The following is a 17139-nucleotide window of genomic DNA, read 5'->3' on the forward strand; positions in this document are numbered from 1 at the left end:
GCCTGTCGACGGCGACGGCGCGCGGTCAGGTGGGAGCCATCCGGGGCATTCGGATGCAAAACGGGCGCCGCCAAGCGACGCCCGCCAACGCCAACTTCGGCGCTCATGCGCGCTTTAGCCCGCCTTGCCCTGCTTCGCGACGGCAGCTTGCGCCGCAGCAATGGCGTCCGCGTCGCCGAGGTAGTAGTGCTTGATCGGCTTCAGGTTTTCGTCGAGTTCATAGACGAGCGGCACGCCGTTCGGAATGTTGAGCCCGACGATGTCCGCGTCGGAGATATTGTCCAGATACTTCACGAGCGCGCGCATGGAGTTGCCGTGAGCGGCGATCAGCACCTGCTTGCCTGCCTTGATGGCTGGCGCGATGGACTCGTTCCACACCGGCAGCACGCGCGCGACCGTGTCTTTCAGGCACTCGGTCAGCGGCAGTTGCTCGCGGGGAACCTTGGCGTAGCGCGGATCGTTGAAGGACGCGCGTTCGTCGTTCGGATCGAGCGCGGGCGGCGGCGTGTCGTAGCTGCGGCGCCAGATGAGAACCTGTTCGTCGCCGTACTTTTTCGCTGTCTCGGCCTTGTTGAGACCGGCGAGCGCGCCGTAGTGGCGCTCGTTCAGACGCCACGAATGGACGACCGGGATATACATGAGGTCCATTTCGTCCTGCACGTGCCACAGCGTGCGAATGGCGCGCTTGAGCACCGACGTGTACGCGATGTCGAACGTGTAGCCGGCCTCGCGCAGCAGCACGCCTGCCTGACGCGCCTCGCGGTTGCCCTGTTCGGTGAGATCGACGTCGACCCAGCCGGTGAACCGGTTTTCCTTGTTCCACGTCGATTCGCCGTGGCGGATGAGCACTAGCTTGTACATGTTTGATAGGTCGGTCAGTTGAGAAATCGGGTGCCCGATCGCACTCCGCCATCCTGCCCTCACGCGTGGAGTGCCGCCATCGGCCGGATGGCCAGGGCCATCGCGGGAAAGGGATATTTTATAATGCCCGGATTGCCCTCATTTCTCTTTCTCCCTTCTCCACTATCTTTCGGCGGCCCTAGACGTGAAGTTCTTCACCGATTACTCGAATATTGCACTCATCGTCATTGCGCTGGTTTCCGGCGCGCTGCTGCTCTGGCCGGCCATCACGCGACGCGGTCGCGGCGGCGTCTCCGCTGCGGAAGCCACCACGCTCATCAACCGTCGCAACGCCGTCGTCGTGGATTTGCGGCCGGCCGCGGAGTTCGCGAAGGGACATCTGCCGTCCGCCCGAAACATCGAGGCGTCGGAGCTTCAAGCAAAAATCGGCCAGATCGCGAAGAATAAGAGCAATCCGGTCGTGCTTGTCTGCCAGACCGGCCAACAGTCGCAGCGTGCCAGCCGCGCCGTGTCGGAAGCCGGCTACGCTGAGGTCCACGTCTTGCAAGGCGGGGTTGATGCCTGGCAGAAGGCAGGAATGCCGGTCGTGAAACAAGGAGCCGTCAAGTGAAAAAAGTCGTCATGTACAGCACGCAAGTGTGCCCGTATTGCCAGATGGCCGAACGTCTTTTAAAGTCCCGCGGGGTCGAAACCATCGAGAAGGTGCTGATCGACCGTGAACCGGGCCGCCGCGAGGAGATGATGCAGCGCACCGGGCGCCGCACCGTGCCGCAGGTTTATATCGGCGACACGCACGTCGGCGGTTACGACGATCTCTCGGCGCTCGACCGCAAAGGTGGTCTCGTGCCGCTGCTCGAGTCGGCCTGACATCACCACACGCTGCCCGGCCACGCGCCGGGCAACCGATTTACCTAGGAAATCACTATGTCCGACGAGAACAACCAGCCGTTTTTCAACATCCAGCGCATTTACCTGAAGGATATGTCGCTCGAGCAGCCGAACTCGCCCGCCATCTTCCTCGAACAGGAAATGCCGTCGGTTGAGGTCGAAGTCGACGTGAAGGCGGACCGTCTCGCGGAAAGCGTGTTCGAAGTGCTGGTCACGGGCACGGTCACGGCGAAGGTCGCCGACAAGGTCGCGTTCCTGATCGAAGCCAAGCAAGCGGGCATCTTCGACATTCGCAACATCCCGGCCGAGCAGATCGACCCGCTCGTCGGCATTGCATGCCCGACCATTCTGTTCCCGTATCTGCGCTCGAATATCGCCGATGCGATCACGCGCGCAGGCTTCCCGCCGATCCACCTGGCGGAAATCAACTTCCAGGCGCTGTACGAACAGCGCATCGCCCAGCTCGCGAGCGCGCAGGAAGGCGCGGCGAACGGCGCGACGCACTGAGCGTCACCCGCACTGACTCTGCCGAACCGGAGCCGAGCATGAAAGTAGCCGTTCTCGGCGCCGGCGCGTGGGGCACCGCACTGGCGGGCCACCTCGCGACGCGGCACGACACCCTGCTTTGGGCGCGCGACGCCGCGCTCATCGAATCCCTCTCTTCCTCGCACGAAAACACGCGCTATCTGGCGGGCGTTGCGTTGCCGCGCGCGCTTTCGTTCGAAGCGGATCTCGACGTCGCGCTCGCGCATGCCGCCGCGTCGGATGCGCTCTGCGTCGTCGCCACGCCCGTGGCCGGCTTGCGCTCGCTATGTCGCGCGATGCGGCAGGCGGGCGTCGTGCCCGCGCATATCGTCTGGCTGTGCAAAGGCTTCGAGGCGGACACGCACTGTCTGCCGAACGAGGTCGTCGCGGCTGAACTGCCCGCGCATCGCAGCAACGGCACGCTTTCCGGACCGAGCTTCGCGCGGGAAGTGGGGCGCGGTCTGCCGGTCGCGCTGACGGTGGCGAGCGCTTCGGCGTCGCTGTGCGCGCAGACGGTCGCCGCGTTTCACCACGGCGCCATGCGCATCTATACGGGCGACGACGTCATCGGCGTCGAAGTGGGCGGCGCGGTGAAGAATGTGCTCGCCATTGCCACCGGCATCTCCGATGGCCTCGGCCTCGGTCTGAACGCCCGCGCGGCGCTCATCACGCGCGGGCTCGCGGAAATGTCGCGGCTCGGCGTCGCGCTGGGCGGGCGCGCGGAGACGTTCACCGGCCTCACGGGTTTGGGTGATCTGATTCTCACCGCCACCGGCGATCTGTCGCGCAACCGCACGGTCGGCGTGCAACTCGCGTCCGGCCGCACGCTCGACGAGATTCTCGCCGCGCTCGGTCATGTGGCCGAAGGCGTGCGCTGCGCCCGCGCGGTGCTGTCGCTCGCGCAGTCGCGCGGAATCGACATGCCGATCACGCACGCGGTATGCCGCGTGCTCTTCGAAAACGTCGCGCCGCGCCACTCGGTGCAGGCGCTGCTCAGCCGCGATTCGAAGGCGGAATAGCGCGACGTTTCTCTCGGAGACGCGCATGGCGAAGCTCGAAGCCGTTCTGGCCGACATCACCACGCTTCCCGTCGATGCTATCGTCAACGCGGCGAACAAATCGCTGCTGGGCGGCGGCGGCGTCGATGGCGCGATTCATCGCAAGGCGGGCAAAGGTCTCTTGCGGGAGTGCGAAACGCTCGGCGGCTGCGAAACCGGCGACGCCAGAATCACCGGCGGCTACGATCTTCCCGCGAAACATGTGATTCACGCCGTCGGTCCGCGCTGGAGCGGCGGCAAACGCAACGAGGCGCAATTGCTCGCGAACTGCTACCGGCGTTCGCTCGAACTCGCTGCCGATGCGCGGTGCGCGTCCATCGCGTTTCCGGCCATTAGCTGCGGGATTTATCGCTTTCCTGTCGAGGACGCCGTGAAGATCGCCGTATCGACGGTCATCGAGAATTTGCCGCTCGCGCCTTCAATCGAGCACGTCGTCTTCGCGTGCTTCAGCAGCGACATGCTGGCGCTTTATCGCGCCGAACTCGACGCTCACGCGCCGCCCTCGAAGCCCGACTGACGCCACGCTTCGAACGTCACGATTGCCACCGTATTCGACAGATTCAGACTGCGATTGCCCGGACGCATCGGCAGCCGCACGCGCTGCTCCGTCGGAAAGCGTTCGAGCAATTCCGCCGCGAGGCCGCGCGTCTCCGCGCCGAATATGAACCAGTCGCCGGGCCTGAACGCATGATCGAAGAACGGCGTCGAGCCGCGCGTCGTGAATGCGAACATGCGCGTGGCGTCGGGCGATTCCTTCGCGATGAACGCATCCCAGTTCGCGTGGACGTTCATTTCGGCGTACTCGTGATAGTCGAGACCGGCGCGGCGCATCTTCGCGTCGTCGAGCGGAAAGCCGAGCGGCTCGATCAGATGCAGCCGTGCGCCGGTGTTCGCGCACAGGCGGATGACATTGCCGGTGTTCGGCGGGATTTCGGGTTCGACCAGTACGACGTTGAACATGGATGGCAGGGTTTCTGGCTGACGGGTTAGTCTTTCGGGGTGCGCAGCGCGACGAAGTTCGTCACGCGCCGCGCACCCGCGAGCTTGAGCGTGCGGGCGAGGGCATCGAGCGTTGCGCCGGATGTCATCACGTCGTCCACGACGCCGATATGTTTGCCGCGAACGTCGCCCTCGACGACGAACGCGGACGCGACATTGCGCCTGCGCGTCTCGGCATCCAGCCGCGACTGCTGGGCCGTGTGGACGGTGCGAGCGACGCGCATCGGATCGGCCGGCACGCATAGGCGCCGGGCGAGCGGACGTGCGATGGCCCACGCCTGGTTATAGCCGCGTTCGACGAGCCGCTTGCGCGAAAGCGGCACCGCAACGATCACATCGGGCGTCGGCAGGCCGCTGTCTTCGAAGCGCGCGTGCAAGTGCCGCGCGAACTCCGCGCCCGCCGCGAGACGCACGCGGAACTTCAATTCGACCGCCAGTGTATCGAGCGGCGCGCGATAGTCGGCGACGGTGAGCGTGTCGTTGAACGCGGGCGGATTGTCGAGGCACTCGGCGCAGTGCGCGCGCGTGTCTACGCGTTCGCGTCGCAGATAGGAAGGCGCGAGCGGCATCGCGCAGGTCGCGCATCGGAAACGCGGCTCGTTCCAGTACTGGTCATCGCAGCCGGCGCACAGCAATTGCTGCGACACATTGCCGCATAACGCGCACTGGTTAGGCAGCGCGAGTTCGAACGCGCGCTTCGCAAAGGCCGCAAAGGCGAAGGCGCGCGCCGACGACGGCAGCAAATCGCGGAGGACGTACATGAATGAAAGCGCGTGAGGCGGGCTCGGGTGATCGATTGCAACGGCACGCGCGAAGGCTGCGCCGGGCCTATTTCAAGACGACCGAGTATACTTCGCACTCTTCGCGAACAGATCGTCATGTCCCCAACGTCTCCCAAAACTGGCCGACCGGCCTATGATCCGCGCCGTTTGCGCGAGATCTTCGACCGTCGCGCCGCCACTTTCGACGACGTCGCGTTTCTGCCGCGTGAGATCGCGGACCGCATGCGCGAGCGTCTCGAATACATCAAGGTGGCGCCGGCGCGCGTCCTCGATGCGGCCTGCGGCGCGGGCGGGGACCTGCCGCGCTTGCGCGAGCGGTTCCCGGAGGCGTCGGTGCTGGGGGTCGATATGTCCTCCGCAATGCTCGCGCGCGCGCGTGCGGCCGAGACCGCGGAAGCGGAAAGCGGCGCGGGCTGGCGGCGCTTGCTGCCGGCGACGCTCGCCAAAGCGTTCGGCGCGCGCGGTCCGCAACTCGCGCAGGCCGACTTCTCGGCGCTGCCCTTCGCGTCCGCTGCATTCGAATTGCTGTGGTCGAACCTCGCGCTGCACTGGCATTCGCGGCCGGATGTCGTGTTTCCGGAATGGCAGCGCGTGCTCAAAGTCAATGGCTTGCTGATGTTCAGCACCTTCGGGCCGGACACGCTTCGCGAACTGGCCGCGGCTTATCGCGAAGCCGAGCGCACGCTCGGCCTCGCGCCGATGCGGCACACCATCGACTTCGTCGACATGCATGATCTGGGCGACATGCTCGTCGAGAGCGGCTTCGAAATTCCGGTGATGGATCAGGAAGTGCTGACGATCACCTACCGTTCGCCCGAATCGCTGCTCGCGGATGTCATGCGCTGGGGCGCGTATCCGTTCGAGCGTGAAGCGTTCGAACGCGAGGCCGCGAGCGCCCGCGCGGACGGCCAGGCCTTGCGCAAAGCGGTGCACGAGGCGCTCGAAGCCCTGCGCCGCGACGACGGCACGATCCCGCTCACGTTCGAAGTGATCTATGGTCACGCGTGGAAGGCGGCGCCGCGAACGACGGCGGAAGGACATGGAATCGTGCGGCTGGAAGACATCGGACGCGGTCCGAAAAGGAATCGCTAGCGCGTCGGAAAGGAGTTCGGGAGGCAGATCGACGAGGCGGTAAAGAGGGCACGTGTTATGTCATAAATTTGCGCGCGAAGGACACGTCAAAAGGTGCGTCAATTCGGCGCAGAGGCTTGTGCCGTCTGGCTTTGCGACGTTTGCGCCCTTGCTTGTGGATGCCACCTAACCCGCCTATAATGCGTCAGTTTGTCGCCTGAAGTGACACAAATTTGGGCAAAATCCGAGCAAAAGTATGTGATTGCATGTGCGGATGGATGGAGGCAGCGATGCAGGTCAGCCAGACGCTGACGGAGTCCGAGCCGGTCATCAAGGACTGGCTGATGAAACGCAACTGCTCGGTGTCGCCGCGTCAGTTCGTGGGCTTTTATGTGTCGCTGGCGCTCTTCTCTCTTGCCGTCGCGACGCCGCTTTTTCTGAACGGCGCCTGGCTGGTGCTGCCGTTCACCGGAGTCGAGTTGACGGTCGTGACCGTCGCGTTCCTGATTCATGCGCGACACGCCGTCGATTACGAACGAATCCGGCTGTTTGAGAACCGGTTGTTGATCGAACAGATGAACGCCGAAGAATTGACGCGCTTCGAGTTCAATCCGCGCTGGGTGCGGGTCGAAACGGGCGCGACGCCGAGGGAACCGCTCACGATCGTATCGCGCGGCCAGTCGGTGAAAGTCGGACAACACCTTGCACAGCATCGTCGCAAACAATTTGCTGCCGAACTGCAGGCGTCACTGAGGCGCCTCGCTTGAGGAGGAACCGGGTGTGGCAGGCGCGATGCGCAACGGGGGTCGAGGGTTTGAATGGAAATTTTGGGTAAGGATGCTATGAAAACAATCAAGCGAGCCCTCTCGGGCGTGCTGGCGGCGGGCGCACTGCTCAATGCCGGCGTAGCCCTGGCGGTCAACGACAGTCCTGGCGGTCCCGCTGTGAATGAGATCAATTTCCAGCAGCCAGTGACGAAGATCGCCGAGGAGCTCTACGGCCTCCATATCTTCATGCTCATCATCTGTACCGTCATCTTCATCGGCGTGTTCGGGGTGATGTTCTATTCGGTCGTCAAGCATCGCAAGTCCAAGGGTTTCAAGCCCGCGCACTTCCATGAAAGCACCACGGTCGAAATCATCTGGACGATCGTGCCGTTCATCATCGTCATTCTGATGGCGCTGCCGGCCACCAAGGCCGTCGTCGCGATGAAGGACACCACCAACGCCGATCTGACCGTGAAGGTCACGGGCTATCAGTGGAAGTGGGGCTACGACTACGTGAAGGGTCCGGGCGAAGGCATCAGCTTCCTCTCGACGCTCTCCACGCCGCGCAGCCAGGTGAACGGCCAGACGCCGATTTCCGATACGTATCTGCAGGAAGTCGACAACCCGCTCGTCGTGCCGGTCGACAAGAAGATCCGCATCATCACCACCGCGAACGACGTCGTTCACTCGTGGTACGTGCCGGCGTTCGGCGTGAAGCAGGACGCGATTCCCGGCTTCGTGCGCGACACGTGGTTCAAGGCGGAGAAGGTGGGCACGTATCGTGGCTTCTGCACGGAACTGTGCGGCAAGGAGCACGCGTACATGCCGGTCGTCGTGGAAGTGCTGTCCACCGACGACTACGCGAAGTGGGTCGACACGCAGAAGAAGAAAATGGCTTCTTCCGCCGACGATCCGAACAAGACTTACACGATGGACGAGCTGAAGACGCGCGGCGCGCAGATCTACGCGTCGAACTGCGCGGTCTGCCACCAGCCGACCGGCAAGGGCGCGGGCCAGTTCCCGGCGCTCGACGGCAGCAAGGTGGCGAACGGTCCGATCGCCGGTCACGTGAATATCGTGCTGCACGGCAAGGGCGCCATGCCGCCGTGGCAGACGACGCTGAACGACGTCGAAATCGCGTCGGTCGTCACGTACGAGCGCAACACCTGGGGCAACCACACCGGCGACATTTTGCAACCGAAGCAGGTCGCGGACGCGCGCAACGGCAAGATGCCCGAGGGCGGCGATCACACGGCGGCGGCGGGCGGCGAAGCGGCAAGCGGCGCGGCGGCAAGCGGCGCGGCAGAAGCCAGCGCGCCGGCTGCAGCGTCCGGCGAACAGTCGGCGCAGGCGGGCGCGCTGCCGGCCAGCATCTACTTCGAGACGGGCAAGAGCGATCTGCCCGCCGATGCAAACAACGCAGTGCAGGCAGCCGCCGCTTACGTGAAGGCGCATCCGGACGCGAAGATCGCGCTCTCCGGCTTCACGGATGCAACCGGCGGCGCCGACCTGAACGCGGACCTGGCCAAGAAGCGCGCGCAAGCCGTTCGCGACGCGCTGAAGGCGGCCGGTGTCTCGGAAGAACGCATCGTGTTGAAGAAGCCCGAGTCGGTGACGGGTGGCACGGATGCGAAAGAAGCACGCCGCGTGGAAATCAGTCCGGCTGCTTGACATGCTCCGCGTGCGCTTCTCCTTCGCCCAAGGCAACGGAGAAGCACGCGGGCAACGCCAAGTGCCTCGAGTATTCGCTTTAGGAGATGATTGTCATGTCTAGCATCGGACACGATGTAGTCGCGGGTCACGACCACGCGCACGACGACCATGCGCACGAAACGCCGCATGGTTGGCGCCGGTGGCTTTTCGCCACCAACCACAAGGACATCGGTACCTTGTATCTGCTGTTCTCGTTCATCATGTTCCTCTCCGGGGGCGTGATGGCGCTCGGCATTCGTGCCGAGCTGTTCGAACCGGGCCTGCAGATCATGCGCCCCGAGTTCTTCAATCAGCTGACCACCATGCACGGCCTCATCATGGTGTTCGGCGCGATCATGCCGGCGTTCGTCGGCTTCGCGAACTGGATGGTGCCGCTGCAGATCGGCGCATCGGACATGGCGTTCGCGCGCATGAACAACTTCAGCTTCTGGCTGCTGCCGGTCGCGGCCGTGCTGCTCGTCGGCTCGTTCTTCGTGCCGGGCGGCGCAACCGCCGCGGGCTGGACGCTGTACGCGCCGCTCTCGACGCAGATGGGCCCCGGCATGGACTTCGCGATTTTCGCGGTTCACATCATGGGCGCGTCGTCGATCATGGGCGGCATCAACATCGTCGTGACGATCCTGAACATGCGCGCGCCGGGCATGACGCTCATGAAGATGCCGATGTTCGCGTGGACGTGGCTCATCACCGCATATCTGCTGATCGCCGTGATGCCGGTTCTGGCAGGCGCCATCACGATGGTGCTGTTCGACCGTCACTTCGGCACGTCGTTCTTCAACGCGGCGGGCGGCGGCGATCCGGTCATGTACCAGCACATCTTCTGGTTCTTCGGCCACCCCGAGGTGTACATCATGATCTTGCCGGCGTTCGGGATCGTGTCGCAGGTGATCCCGGCGTTCTCGCGCAAGCCGCTCTTCGGCTATAGCTCGATGGTGTACGCCACCGCGTCGATCGCGATTCTCTCGTTCATGGTGTGGGCGCACCACATGTTCGCCACCGGCATGCCGGTGACGGGCCAGCTCTTCTTCATGTACGCGACGATGCTGATCGCCGTGCCTACGGGCGTGAAGGTGTTCAACTGGGTCGCGACGATGTGGCGCGGCGCGCTGACCTTCGAAACGCCGATGCTCTTCGCGATCGGCTTCCTGTTCGTGTTCACGATGGGCGGCTTCACGGGCCTGATCCTCTCGATGGCCCCCCTCGACATCCAGATGCACGGGACGTATTACGTGGTCGCGCACTTCCACTACGTGCTGGTGGCGGGTTCCCTCTTCGCGCTGTTCGCGGGCTGGTACTACTGGTCGCCGAAGTGGACCGGCTGGATGTACAACGAAATGCGCGGGAAGATCCACTTCTGGGCGTCGATGATCTTCTTCAACATCACGTTCTTCCCGATGCACTTCCTGGGTCTCGCGGGCATGCCGCGCCGCTATGCGGACTACCCGGCGCAGTTCACGGACTTCAACCAGATCGCGACCATCGGCGCGTTCGGTTTCGGTCTCGCGCAGGTGTATTTCCTGTTCGCGGTCGCGCTGCCGACGTATCGCGGCGGCGGCGAGCATGAAAAGGCCAGCGACAAGCCGTGGGATGGCGCGGAAGGACTCGAATGGACCGTGCCGAGCCCGGCGCCGTTCCATACGTTCGAGAACCCGCCGACCGTCGAATAAGTCGTCTCTCCGTTCTGTGAGGCTTCCGCGCGAAGCCTCACAGACTCCCGAGCAAGAAACGCATGGCCCCGAATCCACAAAAAAGACGCTCCCGCGAGGACATCCGCGCGGGCAACAAGCGGCTCGGTCTCATCATGGTGCTGATCGCCGCCGTCTTCTTTCTGGGTATCGTCGTCAGGCAATACCTGTTGTCGCGAGGCTAACGTGTCCACTCAGCAGGAAGATTCTCATATCGACCGCTCGTTCAACCGGTCGATGCTGCTCAAGCTGTTCGTCGTCGCGGCGATGATGTTCGGCTTCGGCTTCGCGCTCGTGCCGATGTACCGCGCGATCTGCCAGATTACGGGCATCAACAATCTGGTTCAGCGCGATGTCGGCGCGCGCGAAGCGAAGAACACGCAGGTCGACGCGAGCCGCACCGTGTCCATCGAATTCGATGCGAACGCGCGCGGGCCGCTGCAGTTCAAGCCGGAGCAGTCGAACCTCGACATACACCCCGGCGAAGTGATGACGGTGATGTATCAGGTGACGAACGAGCAGCCGCGCACGGTGAAGGCGCAGGCCATTCCGAGCTATGCGCCGAAGCAGGCCACCGAGTTTTTCAAGAAGATCGAATGCTTCTGTTTCACCCAGCAAACGCTCGCGCCGAACGAAACGAAGCGCATGCCGGTGGTGTTCGTCGTCGATCCGAAGCTGCCGAAGGACGTGAAGACCATCACGCTGTCGTACACGTTCTTCGAACTCGACGCGCCGAAGACGGCCGCCAAGGGATCGTGAACATCATGAACGGACAGACGCAGAAGAGCGGCGGGTTCGTGAAGCTGGTGAAGGCCGTATTCTGGTCGTTCTTCGGCGTGCGGCGGCGGGCCGACCTGGAAAACGACGCCGCGCAGCTGAATCCGCTGCATCTGATCGCGGCTGGCGTGATTGGTGCTGCGCTTTTCATCCTCGTGCTGCTGGTGATCGTGCGCGCGGTGGTTCGGTAGGGCAACGCGAAACGCGCTCGCGCCGTTGGGCGCTGCGGCAAAATAATTCAAGCAACTGGATCGAAGTGGAGAATCAACGATGAGCGGTCAAAACGAGAGCCCGTACTATTTCGTGCCGCATCCGTCACGGCATCCGATCATGGCTGCGTGCGGATTACTGGTAATGCTGTCGTCGCTGGCAGCGTGGGTCAACGGGCATTCCTTTGCGCCGTTCGGCACGTTCCTCGGCCTGCTGTTTCTGCTCTTCGTGCTGTGGCACTGGTTCGGCGACGCGATCTCCGAATCCGAAGGCGGCATGTACGGCAAGCGCGTGGATGTGTCGTACCGCTGGAGCATGAGCTGGTTCATCTTCTCCGAAGTCATGTTCTTCGGCGCGTTCTTCGGCGCGCTCTTCTATGCGCGCGCCATCGCGCTGCACGAACTCGGCAGTCTCGACTACAAGCTGATCTGGCCGGATTTCTCCGCCGTGTGGCCGAACAACGGTCCCGCCGCGCTGGTCCCGCATTTCCGCGCGATGGTGCCGTGGCCTCTGCCGACCATCAACACGGCGCTGCTGCTTTCGTCGGGCGCGACGCTGACGGTGGCGCACCACGCGCTGCGCGAAGATCATCGCAAGAAGGCGATCGGCTGGCTCGCCGCGACCGTGCTGCTCGGCGTCATCTTCCTGTTCTGCCAGGGCTACGAATACTTCCACGCGTACAACGAACTGAACCTGACGCTCGCATCCGGCGTGTACGGCTCGACGTTCTTCCTGCTCACGGGCTTCCACGGCTTCCACGTGTTCCTGGGCGGCACGATGCTGGCCGTGGTGATGGTCCGGCTGATTCGCGGACACTTCACGCCGGAGCATCACTTCGCGTTCGAAGGCGCCGCGTGGTACTGGCACTTCGTCGACGTCGTGTGGCTCGGGTTGTACGTCGTCGTCTACTGGCTGTAACTGCGCGTCTCCGGCGGGCTTCAGGCCCGCAGCGCAACCACGCCGCCCCGACGTTCGAGGGCGGCGTTTTGTTTTGTTCCGCGACGTTGCCGCGACAATACGCCTCGTTCTTGCGAACCTTCGCGGCGGGTTATCGTCCGAGGGGAATGCCCGTCGACTGAATCCAGCCCATCCAGTGAGCGAACAGGATGAACAGGAAGAGCGAGATGGACAGCCCGACGCGCATGGCGAGCGACCACACCATCCGCTTGGTCTTGCCGCGGTCGGTCATCATGAAGTACAGCGCCGAGGCGAGGCTGCCGAGAATGAGGATGAAAGCGATGGCGACGATAATGTGCATAAACCAGCCGGCAAAGTTGCTCAACTTGCCCGGATAACGCATTGAGCAGTATGGAAACGAGTCATCTCATTATCTCACTCGACGGATTGCGCCGCGCGGCGGCGCACCGCGTCGCGCGGCGGCTGCGGTCATGAAGATCCGCTTCTGGCCCACGCTCGTCATCTTGATCGTCGTTGCTGTGACGGTGCGCCTCGGATTCTGGCAGCGCGACCGCGCGCATCAGAAGGAGGCGCTCAACGCGCGCATCACGGCGTTCGCGAATGCGCCGGCAACGCGCGTGGGCGTCGATCCGATTCCGCTGCAATCCGTCGAATTCCACCGCGTGAAGGCGCGCGGCGAGTTCATTCCGGAGCGCGCCGTTTATCTCGATAATCGTCCGTATAACGACCAGCCGGGGTTTTATGTCGTGATGCCGCTTAAACTCGAGGGCGGCGGCTACGTCCTCGTCAATCGCGGGTGGCTGCCGCGCAATCTGGCTGATCGCACGGGCATCGAGCCGTACGAGACGCCGAAGGGCACCGTGGAAGTCGAAGGCATTGCGCGCGCCAATCCGTCGCAGGCGTTCGAACTGGGAACGGGCGGATCGGCCGGGCATCAGCAGATTCGCCAGAATCTCAGCATTCCGGCCTATGCCGCCGAAACCGGACTCGCTTTTCAGCCGTTCGTGATCCAGCAGACGAACCACACGCGCGACCGGCTCGTGCGCGACTGGCCCGCGCCGACGACGGGCGTGGAGCGCAATTACGGCTACATGCTCCAGTGGTGGGGCATGGCCGCCGCCGCCGTGGGCTTCGGGCTATACGCCGCCCGCCGCGCCGCGAAGAAAGACGACACGCGTCTCGTAGACGACCCCGACGACGAAGCCGCCGACCACGCGTGACCCAACTCTCACCGAATTTCTGATGCCATCTCAACGTCCCACGACTGCCGACAAGCCCCGCACGCCTCAAAAAGGATCGTGGATCAGCGGGCGCTGGATGCTCGTGCTGCTCGCGCTCGTCTGCGCGGCGCCGGTCATCGCTTCGTATCTGATGTACTACGTGTTCAAGCCGGCTGGCGGCACATCGAGCTATGGCGCGCTGATCGACCCGCAGCGGCCCATTCCGGCGCAACTCGTCGTGACGGACGAAAAACGGCAGGCCGTGCCGCTCAGGTCACTCGAAGGCAAGTGGCTGATGATCATCGTCAACGGCAGCGCCTGCGACGAGCAATGCGTCACGCGCCTCTACTACATGCGGCAAGTGCGCGTGCTGCAATCGGCGGAACGCGACCGCGTGGTGAACGTCTGGCTGCGCACGGATGACAAGCCCGTGGCCGATGTCATCAAGACGGCGTATCCGCAGCCGGACACGCGCATGCTGATCGCCGATCCGCGCGCGGTCGCCGACTGGCTGCCGGTCGCTGACGGCACGAAGGTGACGGACCACATCTATCTGGTGGATCCGAACGGCAATCTGATGATGCGCTTCCCGAAGAATCCCGATCCCAAGAAGATCAACGCGGATCTGGCGAAGCTGCTGAAGTGGTCGCGGATCGGCTAAAACGCGGGTTGAAGGTGAAACATGAGTTATGTATTGCAATTGGGGATGATCGGCTTGTGCATTGCGCTGCTGCCGCTGTCCTTCGTCTGGGTGAAGGCCGATGACAACAGGTTTCGCAAGCTCGTCTGGCTGACCACGTTTCTGACGCTCGATCTGATCATGTTCGGCGGCTTCACGCGCCTGACCGATTCCGGCCTCGGCTGCCCGGACTGGCCGGGCTGCTACGGCACGTCGTCGCCGTTCATCGCGCACGCGCAAATCGCTGCCGCGTATCAGGCGATGCCCACCGGCCCGGTCAGCATGGTCAAGGCGTGGATCGAGATGCTGCACCGCTATTTCGCGATGGCGATCGGCGTGCTCATCATCGCGCAGGTCATCATTGCGTGGACGGCGCGCATCAAGCGTCGTCCGCTGCATGTGTCGCCGTGGTGGCCCACCGGCATCCTGCTGCTGATCTGCCTGCAAGGCGCATTCGGCGCGTGGACCGTCACGTTGAAGCTGCAACCGGTCATCGTCACGACGCATTTGCTGCTCGGACTCGCGCTGCTCGGCGCGCTCGGCTGGCTCGCGGCACGCCAGACGCCGATTCCGTCGCTCGATCCCGCGGCCGCGCGCTGGATGCCGGCCGCGCTCTTCGGCCTCGCGTTGCTCGTGGTGCAGATCGCGCTGGGCGGCTGGGTGAGCACGAACTATGCTGTGCTGGCCTGCACGGACTTTCCGCTTTGCAACGGCCAATGGATTCCGCCGATGAACTTCGAACACGGCTTTCACCTGTGGCGCGCGCTCGGCATGACGGGCGACGGCGATGTCATCTCGCAGGACGCGCTCGTCGCGATTCACTGGACGCATCGCACGTTCGCGGTCGTCGTCGTGCTGTATCTGCTGTGGCTGGCGGCGAAATTGCGCCGCTTCGAATCGCTCCGCAAGCCGGCGAACGGCGTGCTGGCGGTCATCGTCATTCAGTTTTTGACCGGCATGTCGAACATCGTGCTGCAATGGCCGCTGCCGATTGCCGTCGCCCATAACGGCGGGGCGGCGATCCTGTTGCTCCTGCTCGTCATGCTAAACTTTCGAATCTCTTCCAGCCGTCCCGGCCGCGCCGCGCTCCCCGCACGCGACGTCGTTTCAGCGTGATGGCGCCTTCCCATGGATAGCACGACACTCAATTCCCCTCTCGGCAGCCGCGTCTCGCAATACATTGCGCTGACGAAGCCGCGCGTCACGCAACTCGCCGTGTTCTGCGCCGTTATCGGCATGTTTCTGTCGACGCCCGGCATGGTTCCGTGGACGAGGCTGCTCGGCGGCGCCATCGGCATCTGGCTGCTGGCGGGCGCGGCGTTCGCCATCAACTGCCTCGTCGAACAGAAAGTCGATGCGAAGATGCGCCGCACCGCATGGCGTCCGTCGGCGCGCGGGCAGATCACGAGCGCGCAGATTCTGACCTTCTCGGCAGTGCTCGGCGGCATCGGCATGTGGACGCTGTACCGCTTCACCAATCCGCTGACGATGTGGCTCACGCTCGCGACTTTCGTCGGCTACGCGGTCATTTACACGCTGCTGCTCAAGCCGTACACGCCGCAAAACATCGTGATCGGCGGCGCATCGGGCGCCATGCCGCCCGCGCTCGGCTGGGCCGCGGTCACGGGCGCGGTGCCCGGCGACGCGTGGATTCTCGTGCTTATCATCTTCGTCTGGACGCCGCCGCATTTCTGGGCGCTGGCGCTTTATCGCCGCAAAGACTACGAGAACGCCGGCCTGCCGATGCTGCCCGTCACGCATGGCGAAAAGTACACGCTGCTGAACATTTTTCTGTACACCATCGTGCTTTTCGCCGTCACGTTGATGCCGTTCGTTTCAGGCATGAGCGGCGTCGTTTATCTGGCGAGCGCGGTCGGACTGGGTGCGGTGTTCTTGGGCTATACGTGGAAGCTGTACCGCGAATACTCGGACGCGCTCGCGCGCAAGACTTTCCGCTATTCCATCGTGTATTTGTCGCTGCTTTTCGGCGCGCTGCTCGTCGATCACTACGTTCGCACGGTGATCGGCGCATGAGGCGGATCGTTTTTCGGCTGTTCGCGCTGTTTGTCTGCGCGTTTGCGCTGTGCGCGTGCGATAAGGCGCCCGATTTCAAGAATCTCGACATTACCGGCAACAAGCAATTCGGCAGCGACTTTTCGTTGCCGGATACGACCGGAAAGATGCGCACGCTCGCTGACTTCAAAGGCAAGGCGGTCGTGCTGTTCTTCGGCTACACGCATTGCCCGGACGTCTGCCCGACGACGCTCGCCGAGCTGTCGCAAGCCATGCAGCAGCTCGGCGACAAGGCGAAGGACGTGCAAGTGCTGATGGTCACCGTCGATCCCGCGCGCGATACGCCCAACCTGCTCGGCCAGTACGTGACCGCGTTCAATCCGACGTACATTGGTTTGCGCCCGGCCAATGACGCGGAACTGCAGAAAGTCGCGAAGGACTTCCGCGTGTACTACGCGAGGGCGGCAGGCAAGACGCCCGGCGACTACACGATGGATCACACCGCCGCGAGCTACGTGTTCGACAAAGACGGCAAGCTGCGGCTTTTCGCCCGCGACGGACAAGGCGTCGAACCGTGGGTCCACGATCTGAAGTTGCTGATCGACTGATCGACTGATCGACGGATCGACTGACCGACGGATCTCGACAAGCGGCCTGCGGGCCGCTTTTGCTTTATGGCTTCGTCGGCTGCGGCAGGTTCCATCCCGGCGCAAGACGCGTCGCCTTGAATTCGATGATCTCGTAATGCGCGAGTTGCTGCCGGGCGAACGGATCTTCCGCGATGATCTCGTCCAGCCGCGCGCGGTCGATGCCCGACGCGACGATCACGCCGCCGTCGCGCGGAACCTTCGGCCCCGCCATTACGAATACGCCCGCCGCGAAGTAGCGCTCGAGGAAGAGGCGATGTTCTTCGAGCGCATCGTCGATTTCGGCGAGCGCGCCGGTGTATCGCAGGTTGATCACATACATGTTT

Annotated in this window: 23 protein-coding genes; 18 read left to right on the forward strand and 5 right to left on the reverse strand. The window is 63.6% G+C overall.

Annotated elements, in window-relative coordinates; genetic code table 11:
• Positions 1-114: 114 nt before the first annotated feature.
• Positions 115-861 (reverse strand): 2,3-diphosphoglycerate-dependent phosphoglycerate mutase, encoded by a 747-nt coding sequence (gpmA, locus tag NCR37_RS01090; RefSeq protein WP_175939225.1) that lies wholly within the window; start codon positions 859-861, stop codon positions 115-117.
• A gap of 184 nt (positions 862-1045) precedes the next feature.
• Here gpmA and NCR37_RS01095 point away from each other — a divergent pair, with 184 nt between their 5' ends.
• Genes NCR37_RS01095 through NCR37_RS01115 form a run of 5 tightly spaced genes read left to right on the forward strand, consistent with a single transcriptional unit; the run spans position 1046 to position 3849 of the window.
• Positions 1046-1471, forward strand: coding sequence for a rhodanese-like domain-containing protein (locus NCR37_RS01095; protein WP_248321010.1), 426 nt, complete (start codon positions 1046-1048; stop codon positions 1469-1471).
• The gene (gene grxC / locus NCR37_RS01100; protein ID WP_175939229.1) at positions 1468-1728 is read left to right on the forward strand and encodes a glutaredoxin 3; all 261 of its coding nucleotides are present in this window, start codon (positions 1468-1470) and stop codon (positions 1726-1728) included. The genes NCR37_RS01095 and grxC overlap by 4 nt, the downstream gene beginning before the upstream one ends.
• A gap of 57 nt (positions 1729-1785) precedes the next feature.
• On the forward strand, positions 1786-2256 hold the full coding sequence (gene secB / locus NCR37_RS01105) for a protein-export chaperone SecB (protein WP_175939231.1): 471 nt from the start codon (positions 1786-1788) through the stop codon (positions 2254-2256).
• Positions 2257-2294: 38 nt separating this feature from the next.
• Positions 2295-3293: an NAD(P)H-dependent glycerol-3-phosphate dehydrogenase gene (locus NCR37_RS01110; RefSeq protein WP_250471129.1), complete on the forward strand. Its 999-nt coding sequence runs from the start codon at positions 2295-2297 to the stop codon at positions 3291-3293.
• 25 nt (positions 3294-3318) lie between these two features.
• Entirely contained in the window at positions 3319-3849 is a 531-nt protein-coding gene (locus NCR37_RS01115; protein WP_250471130.1) for an O-acetyl-ADP-ribose deacetylase, read from the forward strand.
• On the opposite strand, the gene trmL is transcribed toward NCR37_RS01115, so the two are convergent.
• A complete protein-coding gene (gene trmL, locus NCR37_RS01120; RefSeq protein ID WP_250471131.1) occupies positions 3822-4292 on the reverse strand; it encodes a tRNA (uridine(34)/cytosine(34)/5-carboxymethylaminomethyluridine(34)-2'-O)-methyltransferase TrmL in 471 nt (156 codons plus the stop codon). The two genes, NCR37_RS01115 and trmL, sit on opposite strands and share 28 nt — an antisense overlap.
• A gap of 26 nt (positions 4293-4318) precedes the next feature.
• Positions 4319-5092 carry a ComF family protein gene (locus NCR37_RS01125; protein WP_250471132.1) on the reverse strand — a complete coding sequence of 258 codons (774 nt, stop codon included), beginning with the start codon at positions 5090-5092 and terminating at the stop codon, positions 4319-4321.
• Between the two features lie 117 nt (positions 5093-5209).
• Here NCR37_RS01125 and NCR37_RS01130 point away from each other — a divergent pair, with 117 nt between their 5' ends.
• The 8 genes from NCR37_RS01130 (at position 5210) to NCR37_RS01165 (ending at position 12254) form a co-directional block, all read left to right on the forward strand.
• Positions 5210-6205 (forward strand): methyltransferase domain-containing protein, encoded by a 996-nt coding sequence (locus NCR37_RS01130; RefSeq protein ID WP_250471133.1) that lies wholly within the window; start codon positions 5210-5212, stop codon positions 6203-6205.
• A gap of 269 nt (positions 6206-6474) precedes the next feature.
• Complete coding sequence (locus NCR37_RS01135; protein ID WP_248321022.1) at positions 6475-6951, forward strand: DUF2244 domain-containing protein; 477 nt, start codon at positions 6475-6477, stop codon at positions 6949-6951.
• 51 nt (positions 6952-7002) lie between these two features.
• Positions 7003-8622, forward strand: a complete 1620-nt coding sequence (gene coxB, locus NCR37_RS01140; protein ID WP_250471134.1) for a cytochrome c oxidase subunit II — start codon at positions 7003-7005, stop codon at positions 8620-8622.
• A 95-nt stretch (positions 8623-8717) separates the two neighbouring features.
• A complete protein-coding gene (gene ctaD / locus NCR37_RS01145; RefSeq protein ID WP_175939245.1) occupies positions 8718-10331 on the forward strand; it encodes a cytochrome c oxidase subunit I in 1614 nt (537 codons plus the stop codon).
• Positions 10332-10393: 62 nt separating this feature from the next.
• Positions 10394-10534, forward strand: a complete 141-nt coding sequence (locus tag NCR37_RS01150) for a cytochrome oxidase small assembly protein (RefSeq protein ID WP_244847767.1) — start codon at positions 10394-10396, stop codon at positions 10532-10534.
• 1 nt (position 10535) lies between these two features.
• Positions 10536-11108, forward strand: a complete 573-nt coding sequence (locus NCR37_RS01155; protein ID WP_350029036.1) for a cytochrome c oxidase assembly protein — start codon at positions 10536-10538, stop codon at positions 11106-11108.
• A 5-nt stretch (positions 11109-11113) separates the two neighbouring features.
• On the forward strand, positions 11114-11317 hold the full coding sequence (locus NCR37_RS01160; protein WP_250471135.1) for a DUF2970 domain-containing protein: 204 nt from the start codon (positions 11114-11116) through the stop codon (positions 11315-11317).
• 79 nt (positions 11318-11396) lie between these two features.
• Entirely contained in the window at positions 11397-12254 is an 858-nt protein-coding gene (locus tag NCR37_RS01165) for a cytochrome c oxidase subunit 3 (protein ID WP_250471136.1), read from the forward strand.
• Between the two features lie 130 nt (positions 12255-12384).
• Here NCR37_RS01165 and NCR37_RS01170 read toward each other — a convergent pair whose 3' ends face one another.
• Positions 12385-12594: a twin transmembrane helix small protein gene (locus NCR37_RS01170; RefSeq protein WP_175939254.1), complete on the reverse strand. Its 210-nt coding sequence runs from the start codon at positions 12592-12594 to the stop codon at positions 12385-12387.
• Positions 12595-12724: 130 nt separating this feature from the next.
• Between NCR37_RS01170 and NCR37_RS01175 the strand changes: the two genes are divergently transcribed.
• The 5 genes from NCR37_RS01175 to NCR37_RS01195 are packed head-to-tail and all read left to right on the forward strand — an operon-like array spanning position 12725 to position 16774.
• A complete protein-coding gene (locus tag NCR37_RS01175; RefSeq protein ID WP_250471137.1) occupies positions 12725-13474 on the forward strand; it encodes an SURF1 family protein in 750 nt (249 codons plus the stop codon).
• A gap of 22 nt (positions 13475-13496) precedes the next feature.
• Entirely contained in the window at positions 13497-14135 is a 639-nt protein-coding gene (locus tag NCR37_RS01180) for an SCO family protein (RefSeq protein ID WP_250471138.1), read from the forward strand.
• Between the two features lie 21 nt (positions 14136-14156).
• Positions 14157-15269, forward strand: a complete 1113-nt coding sequence (locus NCR37_RS01185) for a COX15/CtaA family protein (RefSeq protein ID WP_250471139.1) — start codon at positions 14157-14159, stop codon at positions 15267-15269.
• A 12-nt stretch (positions 15270-15281) separates the two neighbouring features.
• On the forward strand, positions 15282-16187 hold the full coding sequence (cyoE, locus tag NCR37_RS01190; RefSeq protein WP_250471140.1) for a heme o synthase: 906 nt from the start codon (positions 15282-15284) through the stop codon (positions 16185-16187).
• The gene (locus NCR37_RS01195) at positions 16184-16774 is read left to right on the forward strand and encodes an SCO family protein (RefSeq protein ID WP_250471141.1); all 591 of its coding nucleotides are present in this window, start codon (positions 16184-16186) and stop codon (positions 16772-16774) included. The genes cyoE and NCR37_RS01195 overlap by 4 nt, the downstream gene beginning before the upstream one ends.
• 64 nt (positions 16775-16838) lie before the next feature.
• Here the strand turns inward: NCR37_RS01195 and NCR37_RS01200 are convergent, their stop codons facing one another.
• Entirely contained in the window at positions 16839-17135 is a 297-nt protein-coding gene (locus NCR37_RS01200) for a YciI family protein (RefSeq protein WP_250471142.1), read from the reverse strand.
• Positions 17136-17139: the final 4 nt, after the last annotated feature.

Source organism: Caballeronia sp. GAFFF1 (genome assembly GCF_023630705.1).
In the GTDB taxonomy this organism is placed as follows: domain Bacteria; phylum Pseudomonadota; class Gammaproteobacteria; order Burkholderiales; family Burkholderiaceae; genus Caballeronia.

Coding starts and splice junctions, on each gene's coding strand:
- ctaD (WP_175939245.1), top strand. CDS start 8,718: ATGTCTAGCATCGGACACGATGTAGTCGCGGGTCACGACCACGCGCAC.
- NCR37_RS01115 (WP_250471130.1), top strand. CDS start 3,319: ATGGCGAAGCTCGAAGCCGTTCTGGCCGACATCACCACGCTTCCCGTC.
- NCR37_RS01195 (WP_250471141.1), top strand. CDS start 16,184: ATGAGGCGGATCGTTTTTCGGCTGTTCGCGCTGTTTGTCTGCGCGTTT.
- NCR37_RS01130 (WP_250471133.1), top strand. CDS start 5,210: ATGTCCCCAACGTCTCCCAAAACTGGCCGACCGGCCTATGATCCGCGC.
- NCR37_RS01165 (WP_250471136.1), top strand. CDS start 11,397: ATGAGCGGTCAAAACGAGAGCCCGTACTATTTCGTGCCGCATCCGTCA.
- NCR37_RS01110 (WP_250471129.1), top strand. CDS start 2,295: ATGAAAGTAGCCGTTCTCGGCGCCGGCGCGTGGGGCACCGCACTGGCG.
- NCR37_RS01170 (WP_175939254.1), bottom strand. CDS start 12,594: ATGCACATTATCGTCGCCATCGCTTTCATCCTCATTCTCGGCAGCCTC.
- cyoE (WP_250471140.1), top strand. CDS start 15,282: ATGGATAGCACGACACTCAATTCCCCTCTCGGCAGCCGCGTCTCGCAA.
- NCR37_RS01180 (WP_250471138.1), top strand. CDS start 13,497: ATGCCATCTCAACGTCCCACGACTGCCGACAAGCCCCGCACGCCTCAA.
- NCR37_RS01135 (WP_248321022.1), top strand. CDS start 6,475: ATGCAGGTCAGCCAGACGCTGACGGAGTCCGAGCCGGTCATCAAGGAC.
- NCR37_RS01200 (WP_250471142.1), bottom strand. CDS start 17,135: ATGTATGTGATCAACCTGCGATACACCGGCGCGCTCGCCGAAATCGAC.
- NCR37_RS01160 (WP_250471135.1), top strand. CDS start 11,114: ATGAACGGACAGACGCAGAAGAGCGGCGGGTTCGTGAAGCTGGTGAAG.
- trmL (WP_250471131.1), bottom strand. CDS start 4,292: ATGTTCAACGTCGTACTGGTCGAACCCGAAATCCCGCCGAACACCGGC.
- NCR37_RS01125 (WP_250471132.1), bottom strand. CDS start 5,092: ATGTACGTCCTCCGCGATTTGCTGCCGTCGTCGGCGCGCGCCTTCGCC.
- gpmA (WP_175939225.1), bottom strand. CDS start 861: ATGTACAAGCTAGTGCTCATCCGCCACGGCGAATCGACGTGGAACAAG.
- NCR37_RS01185 (WP_250471139.1), top strand. CDS start 14,157: ATGAGTTATGTATTGCAATTGGGGATGATCGGCTTGTGCATTGCGCTG.
- secB (WP_175939231.1), top strand. CDS start 1,786: ATGTCCGACGAGAACAACCAGCCGTTTTTCAACATCCAGCGCATTTAC.
- NCR37_RS01175 (WP_250471137.1), top strand. CDS start 12,725: ATGAAGATCCGCTTCTGGCCCACGCTCGTCATCTTGATCGTCGTTGCT.
- coxB (WP_250471134.1), top strand. CDS start 7,003: ATGGAAATTTTGGGTAAGGATGCTATGAAAACAATCAAGCGAGCCCTC.
- NCR37_RS01150 (WP_244847767.1), top strand. CDS start 10,394: ATGGCCCCGAATCCACAAAAAAGACGCTCCCGCGAGGACATCCGCGCG.